Below are 7,642 nucleotides of genomic sequence, written 5' to 3' on the forward strand. Positions count from 1 at the left end.
ATGGAGAAGCTCCACAGCGATGAAAGGGAAACATTGCTCCCTTTCATGGGATATGCCACTTACCAATCTTATTTGAAAGCCTTGCGGCTTCGTGCAGGCATCTCGTTTCCTTTTACCACACATACGGCAAGGCACACATTTGCCACGCTCATCACGCTTGAACAGGGTGTACCCATTGAGACCGTTAGTAAGATGCTGGGGCATTCCAACGTGAGCATGACCGAGCGTTATGCAAAGGTAACCCCACAGAAACTCTTTGAGGAATTTGATCGTTTCCTTTCTTTCACTGAAGATATGCAGTTAATAATCTAATTCCTATTTTTTTCTATCTTATCATTATTCATTATTCAAAACCACCAAGACAATGAGAAGTACATTCAAGATACTGTTCTATATCAACAGACTGAAAACAAAGGCAGACGGCAATACCGCCATTCTCTGCCGTATCACCATAGACGGAAAGAACACAGCCATTACCACAGGCGAAGAGTGCCATCCTGCCGAGTGGAACACCAAGCAGGGGTTGACAACCAACAAGAAAACAAACCAAAGAATCATTGAGTTCAGGGACTTGGTGGAAAAGACCTATCGGGACATTCTTGTAAAGGATGGAGTGGTAAGTGTGGAACTTGTAAAGAACCGCTTACAGGGGATTGCCACCAATCCGACCACGCTCCTTGCCATGAGTAAGGCAGAATTGCAATCCGTCAAGGAGAGCGTAGGCAAGTCAAGGGCAGAGGGAACTTATCTGAACCTGTTCTATTCTGACAGAAATCTCCGTGAATTTGTAGAAAACAAAGGAGTGCAGGATATATCCATCGGAACAATTACAGAGGACTTGTTCGAGGAATACCGCTTCTTTCTCAAAAAGCGTGGACTAAAAGCATCCACCGTCAACAGCAACCTCTGCTGGTTGAGCCGACTAATGTTCCGTGCGGTCAGCAAGAGAATTATCCGCTGTAATCCGTTTGAGAATGCCAAGTATGAGAAAGAGGAAAAGAAGATACGCTTTTTGCAAAAGAGCGATGTGATGAAACTTATGGCAATGAAGATTAACGACAAAGAAGCGGAGCTGGCAAGACTGATGTTTGTCTTTTCCTGCTTCACAGGCTTGGCTATTTCAGATATGGAGAATTTGGAATACAAGCATATCCAAACGACAGCGGATGGACAGATGTATATAAGAAAGGAACGTCAGAAGACCAAGGTTGAGTTCATCGTGCCGTTACATCCCATAGCGGAAGCCATAATCAGCCATTATCGGAAAGAGCCAGAAAGAAGCGAGGTACAGCAGACGGTGAAAGAAAAAGGCGACCACCTTGTTTTTCATCGTGATTGCAGCCGCAGTGTCATGGATGCCAAACTGAGTATTGTGGGAAAGGCTTGCGGTATCCGCCAAAGACTTTCCTTCCACATGGCAAGGCATACGTTTGGCACGATGTGCCTTAGCGCAGGAATACCTATTGAGAGTATAGCCAAGATGATGGGACACGCCTCCATATCAAGCACTCAAGTTTATGCGCAGGTGACGGACAAAAAGATATCAGAGGATATGGACAGGCTCATTGCCAAGCAATCAGTAAAGGAAAAGGAAACTATGGAGAAAGAGGCTTGTGAACCTTCGGATATTGTAACCTGTAAAATGGAGGAAACGGCATGAAGACAAACAACAATCCAAACATAAGAACAAACACTGCCAATCATCGTAGTTATTTTGATTGGGGCAGCAATATGCAGGTTATCCGCAAAGGAAACGGAGAGATAGCCATGACAGAGAGTGAACTTGTGAGGTTCTTCGGGGTAACATGGAGGAAACTCAACCACAGACTGCAAACGTTGATGAAATTTTCCAACCTGCATCCCGATGAGAGGAGTGCAGGTCAAGAACCTGTTTTCATCAACGGACAACCTAAAGGTTATGCACCGCTCTATCCTCTTTCAATTATCATTTCCCTGTCCTTTCTGTTAAACAACACCGAAGCGCATTTGTTCAGAAAGTATGTCTGTGAGAGATTACAGAAACCTGCATCCGTGATAACACCGATATTTCTGCTCGGTAGCACGGATAACTGATGAATATATTTCCTTTTTCTTTCACCGATTATATCTTACTACATAACTACATTAAGAGATAATGTATTGAAAAAAAAGGTTTACATTGTAGTTAGTTGGAAGTCCTTACTATTACTACCATAGAACTACAGGCTACAATATAGTTGTTGCTTTAAACATATTATTTTAATCTGGAATTTGTGGGGTTGGAATAAATTATGTATTATAGTACACAATTACGTTATACAATAAAGCACCTATGAAATATAGATACAAAATAATACTCATATTTTTAGCTGCCGTGTTTAAACTAAGCTCTATTTGTGGACAAACAGACACGGCTACGCTAAAAATTAGTTATAAAGCAGCATTTAAGTCTTGTGTAGAACGTCCGCAGCTGTTCGATGATATGATATTATTGGTTGGAAAGCACAGCAGCAGTTTCTATTCTGCCACTAACATAACACAACAGCAGACATTAGACAGTGTGGTACAAACCACGGGCGGAAATCTTTCTCAGGTTCTAGCAGCAAGTTCCAAGATGAGAGCAAGTTCTAAATTAGGACAACACTATGTAGTATTGAAGAACTATCCCATAGCAAACAAACTTACTTATACCACAGAACTTGTGGGGAATACAGCCTTTAAGTATGAGGAGGCTATGCCAACGTTAGACTGGGAACTTTTAGATGGCGACAGCATCATTGCCGAATATAGTTGCAACAAGGCAAGAACGGCTTTTCGTGGCAGAGTATGGACAGTATGGTATACACCCGACCTTACCATAAGTGAAGGACCTTGGAAACTATGTGGATTACCGGGACTGATACTGAAAGCAGTTTCTGACAATGCCGAATATACTTTTGAATGCACAGGCATACAAAAAGGACATGGAGAAAAGATTGCTATTGCTAAGAAAAACTTTATAGATACAAATGCAGCCGACTTACAGAAACTCGAAGTTCTTACTGCTACCGACCCACAGGAAGCTATCATCAGACTCAAAGGTGTGCGTGGCAGCGGTAACATAAAGAAAAGAAAGTTGACTCCTTTGTTGATAGAAGATTTGAACAAGAAATGAAGCAAGCATTTCTCATATGGTTAATTCTCTTGTCTGCCATCACGGCAAAAGGTCAAATACTTACAGGGCAGATTGTATCTACACAAAACACATCTGTTGAGCGTGCTGCCGTGTTTTTGAAAAACGGGAAACAAACCATAGCTTACACTTTTTCAAGCCCTAATGGTAGCTTTTCCATTGATGCCAAAGGAAAAGAGTTTCGCATAATAGAGGTAAGAAAGATGGGCTACGAAACAATTTCTTTGTTCATATCTGATTTCAAGAATGGGCAACATATTGTATTGCAAGAGAAAACAAACGAACTGAAAGAGGTGGTAGTGAAGTCGCAGAAGGTACGCCAAGAAGGCGATACGCTTAACTACCTTGTCAATTCTTTTAAAACTAAGCAAGACAGAACCATAGCCGATGTATTAAAAAAAATGCCAGGAATAGCCATTAACGAAGATGGATCCATAGAATATCAAGGCAAGAAAATCAATAAGTTCTATATTGAAGGAATGGATTTACTTGGTGGAAAATATACACAAGCATCAGAAAACATTGATGTGAACAAAGTAAAGAAAATACAAGTCTTCGAGCGTCATCAACCAATCAAAGCATTGAAAAACACCAGTTTCAGTGAGCAAGCTGCACTGAATATCGTTTTGGGAGATAGCGCAAAGAACGTATGGACACATACCATAGACCTTGCTGTTGGTATGGCAATGGACAGGAAGTCTGACTTCCTCTATAACAATAGGCTTTTTTCTATGTTCTTCTCGCGAAAAGTGCAAAGTATCAGCATGTATAAAAACAACAACACAGGTAAGAGTATTGGACAGGAAGTGTCGCCAATGGCTGCCTATTTAGACGACTCTGCTCCCACAGACGGCGGAATTCTCGCCAATATTTCATTGCCAGCACCCGATATAGAAACTGCTAGAAGCCGATTTAACCAAACACACCTGTTTGCTACAAATTGGCTTTTCAAGACAAAAGGCAACAACGACTTGCGAATACAGTTGGATGCAATGGTAGACAAAACTATACAAAGGCGAACAACTTCAACCATCTATACAATGGCAGGTAGCAAGGCAATCATGGAAGACGTGTCGGCACAAAGCCATCACAACGCACTCAATGCAGAGGTGCTGTACAAGCAAAATACGGATAAGCAATACCTTACCAATGATTTGCGAGGATATATAGACTTCGACCAAAGCGATGGTACATCGCTATTGAATGGTAGAAATACTCGCCAATATGTAAAGCCACGTCAACGCTATCTCACCGACAAACTTTCCTTCATCCGAAATCTTAACGGTAAACATTCTATTTCAGCGAATGCCTATCTCTCATTAAATTATGCACCAGATTTGCTGTTGCTGTCAAATGAAACTACCGAACGATTGGAAAAACATAGCATATTGGGCGGATTTAATACTTATTGGGGACATAAAGTGGGCAAATTTCATCTGAACTACGATTTTGGAACAGATGCAAAATTACAACGAATGAACATCGAATATGATAGCATAAGTGCGAAACGAAGATATAGTGAATGGAGGAGTTTCGTTCGTCCTACATTCAGTTACAAGTCGAACAATATTCATCTCACAGCCAGTACACCGCTTTACTGGACAGAACGATATTACGGAAGTCAGCATAAAAGCACGCTTACCATAGAACCACATTTATATATATCTGCCATGCCTACACCATCGTTAACTCTTATGGGCATCTATAACTATGCATGGCGACCTAATGAGTTTTCCTCAACGATAGACATTCCTTTGTTTACAGACTATATAACGATGCGACAAGGTTACGGGAAACTAGACTATACGCTGTCGCATTTTCTTAGAACCTCTGTAGAATATAAAGACGTGTTGAAGGGCTTCTTTGTCAATATAGGCTATAGCTTTACCAATATGCGAAACCAACGTATGTATTCGCAACGTGTTATAAACAACTCTTATCAGACGTTTGCAACAGATTTTACAGCAAATAGTACCACACATGGTATAGATGGACGAATGAGTGAAAGTTGGAACATTGCACATTTGACAACTATCCTTGGCTGTTCCTACAATTGGAGCAACTATAAGATGCTTATTGGAAATAGTTTTGTACCTTTCCAAACGCAATCTGCTAATATCTCTCTTTCCTTTTCGTTGCAACCTATTGAGTGGTTCTCCATAGAGGAGAAGAGTGTTTATAGTTATATAAGGCAACTATCAAAGGGTAATGCAGCATTCAATATTGAACCCTTGCGTTCTTTCAGTCATCAGTTGAAATGCTTTCTTATGCCTGGTAATTTTCAAATAGAGTGGAACAATGAGTTGTACCATAGCAACGACCATTCTTTCTCGTTCACATACTTTGCCGACATATCTGTATATTATCGTCGTAAACGTTACGAAATAGGACTTGTCTGCAATAATCTTATAGGCAAGAATAAATACATCCGACAGCAAATAACCGACACTCAACAGATATATACAGCTACCCAATTAAGAAGTAGAGATGTTTTGTTGAAAATGATGCTATCATTGTAATAAACAGGGCATCCTGTTATTATTTATAAATAATTTAAAATCAAAAAGAAATGAAGAAATTTTTATTTTCGTTGGCACTAGCTCTTAGTTTAGGAGTAGTTGCACCACAAACAGTTGCTGCTAAAAGTAGCTCCAAGATTGAAGTAACAGAAATCACGCACCATGATGGTTATGATGAGGTTACCTTTAATGACGGAAGCTTAGGCTTTTTCTTTGAAGATGGTACATATATCATTTATATAAGGAAAGAAGGTGGTAAATAATCTTAGCAGTATTTCTTGATATTTGTAAACAATAGAATATCGAGAATTTATGCGTTACATTTAAGGTATGCCAAGAGTTTATTATGGCATACCTTTTATGTCTATGTACAATAGGGTAACTATATTTTAGTTTATCTTAAATTTATCATTAAATCAGACACGTCGTTGTCTTATCTGCAAAGTTCTGGCTGGTAGTATTTATAATATCCTTTTCTAATGATGGGAATTAGAAAAGTCATTGAAAACTGCGTCTTAGATCTTAATGGGTCGATAGGGGCTTATAATTATCCTCTAACAGCCTTTCCAAATCCGACTCCTTATAAAGTATCTTTCCTGCGAATTGCGTGTAGGGAATAATCCTCCTGTCCCGATAGTCCTGCAAGGTACGAGGGCTGATATACAGCCGCTCACATACTTCCTTACCTGTCAGGAAATGTTCACCACTAAATAGTGGCTTGTGTGTCTGTGCCACTTCCTTCATCCGTTTACTTACGCTACTGAGGGCAGACAGCACTACCAACATATCGTCCGCATCCATGTTCAAGTCTCTTACCTGTTCCATATTTCTCTTTCCTTATTTGTTATTCTTAGGTTTGTCTGTTTTCGATTTCTCCGATTTGGTTTGGAGCAATAGCTCCACGTCCTCACGCTTGTAATAGCACTTATGTCCTATTTGAGCAAAGGGCAACACACCTGTATCCCGATAGTGCTGCAAGGTGCGTTTGCTGATATTAAGCAACTTGCACATATCGCCGTTGTGCAGCCAATCGGTATGCTTGCTCTGTTCCCCAAATGCCTTGTGGCAGGTCTCGGCAAGACAGAGTATCTCATTCCTCAGCCTCGCCCAATTTGAATCCGTAATGATAAAATATTCCATAGTTTTATTGTTATTTTGTTTGTAATTCTGTCTTATTGGTATTGACAATATCTTTGCCTGTTCTGCCTTTCATCACACGTTTATGCCTACAAAAGTATGATGAGTTTGTCACACTTCAAAGCAGTAGGGAACAGCAGGGAAATATCGGGAAGTTGAAGGAAAAATTAACGCATTTTATCGGCAGCCGTTTGCGCATTCTTTCCCTGTTTTCTTCTTTCACCGTCTGTTTGGCGCAAAGATAGGGCGGTGCATGTCCTATTCTATCATACTTCTTTTAAGTGGCACCTTGTAGCACTCTTGGTGTGGACAAAAGCTACCCTATTTCTGTGCTGATTCTTATTGTTTGCAATATCGGTGCAGAATACCGCAAACGTGTGCAAAGGGATACACTTCTACCTCTATCTTTCCTTGCTATTTTATCCCCTGTTTTGATTTAATTCGGGCTTAAATCAGTTATTTCTTTTCCTGTCTCCTCAAAAATCCGTGCGAACTTTATTGCGAATGAACGCAACATTATGCAAGCACTCTCCGAATGCTTGGAACTTTCCAGTTCTCTTCATAACTTCACTCTCGGAAACCAAACCAAGCAGATAATGAAAAGGAACGCAGATAAAGGCAATTCAGTGGACGAAAATAATACGCCCAAGCAAAGGAAGACTTCCTCCAAAAATGGTGAGATAGAAACCTATCTCTCCTCTTATTATGAGTTTAGGTACAACACGGTGTTGGGAAGAACTGAATACAGGGGAAAGGATGATACTCACTTCTCAAAAGTGGGTCGCTATGAAATCAACACGCTCCGCAGGGAACTTGACAACGATGTGGGGATTAT

At 40.4% G+C, this 7,642-nt stretch carries 8 protein-coding genes and 1 pseudogene; 7 read left to right on the top strand and 2 right to left on the bottom strand.

Annotated elements, in window-relative coordinates:
• The 6 genes from DEM91_RS11600 to DEM91_RS11625 form a co-directional block, all read left to right on the top strand.
• On the top strand, positions 1–312 hold a 312-nt coding region (locus DEM91_RS11600; protein ID WP_249859029.1), incomplete at its 5' end, for a tyrosine-type recombinase/integrase.
• A 52-nt stretch (positions 313–364) separates the two neighbouring features.
• A complete protein-coding gene (locus tag DEM91_RS11605) occupies positions 365–1,660 on the top strand; it encodes a site-specific integrase (RefSeq protein ID WP_249859030.1) in 1,296 nt (431 codons plus the stop codon).
• The gene (locus DEM91_RS11610) at positions 1,657–2,073 is read left to right on the top strand and encodes a hypothetical protein (RefSeq protein WP_130828414.1); all 417 of its coding nucleotides are present in this window, start codon (positions 1,657–1,659) and stop codon (positions 2,071–2,073) included. Before DEM91_RS11605 ends, DEM91_RS11610 begins: the two co-directional genes overlap by 4 nt.
• A 238-nt stretch (positions 2,074–2,311) precedes the next feature.
• Complete coding sequence (locus DEM91_RS11615) at positions 2,312–3,133, top strand: GLPGLI family protein (protein ID WP_195254067.1); 822 nt, start codon at positions 2,312–2,314, stop codon at positions 3,131–3,133.
• Entirely contained in the window at positions 3,130–5,670 is a 2,541-nt protein-coding gene (locus DEM91_RS11620; protein WP_195254066.1) for a hypothetical protein, read from the top strand. The genes DEM91_RS11615 and DEM91_RS11620 overlap by 4 nt, the downstream gene beginning before the upstream one ends.
• A gap of 50 nt (positions 5,671–5,720) precedes the next feature.
• The gene (locus tag DEM91_RS11625) at positions 5,721–5,933 is read left to right on the top strand and encodes a hypothetical protein (RefSeq protein WP_102188892.1); all 213 of its coding nucleotides are present in this window, start codon (positions 5,721–5,723) and stop codon (positions 5,931–5,933) included.
• A gap of 259 nt (positions 5,934–6,192) precedes the next feature.
• Here DEM91_RS11625 and DEM91_RS11630 read toward each other — a convergent pair whose 3' ends face one another.
• Together DEM91_RS11630 and DEM91_RS11635 are read right to left on the bottom strand one after the other, a co-directional pair.
• Positions 6,193–6,495, bottom strand: coding sequence for a helix-turn-helix domain-containing protein (locus DEM91_RS11630; protein WP_102188893.1), 303 nt, complete (start codon positions 6,493–6,495; stop codon positions 6,193–6,195).
• Between the two features lie 12 nt (positions 6,496–6,507).
• Positions 6,508–6,810 (bottom strand): helix-turn-helix domain-containing protein, encoded by a 303-nt coding sequence (locus DEM91_RS11635; RefSeq protein WP_102188894.1) that lies wholly within the window; start codon positions 6,808–6,810, stop codon positions 6,508–6,510.
• Positions 6,811–7,325: 515 nt separating this feature from the next.
• Between DEM91_RS11635 and DEM91_RS11640 the strand changes: the two are divergent.
• Positions 7,326–7,642 (top strand): annotated as a pseudogene (locus DEM91_RS11640) (virulence protein); the annotation flags it as partial.

The sequence above is a fragment of the Prevotella sp. TCVGH genome, from assembly GCF_023522295.1.
Taxonomy (GTDB): domain Bacteria; phylum Bacteroidota; class Bacteroidia; order Bacteroidales; family Bacteroidaceae; genus Prevotella; species Prevotella timonensis.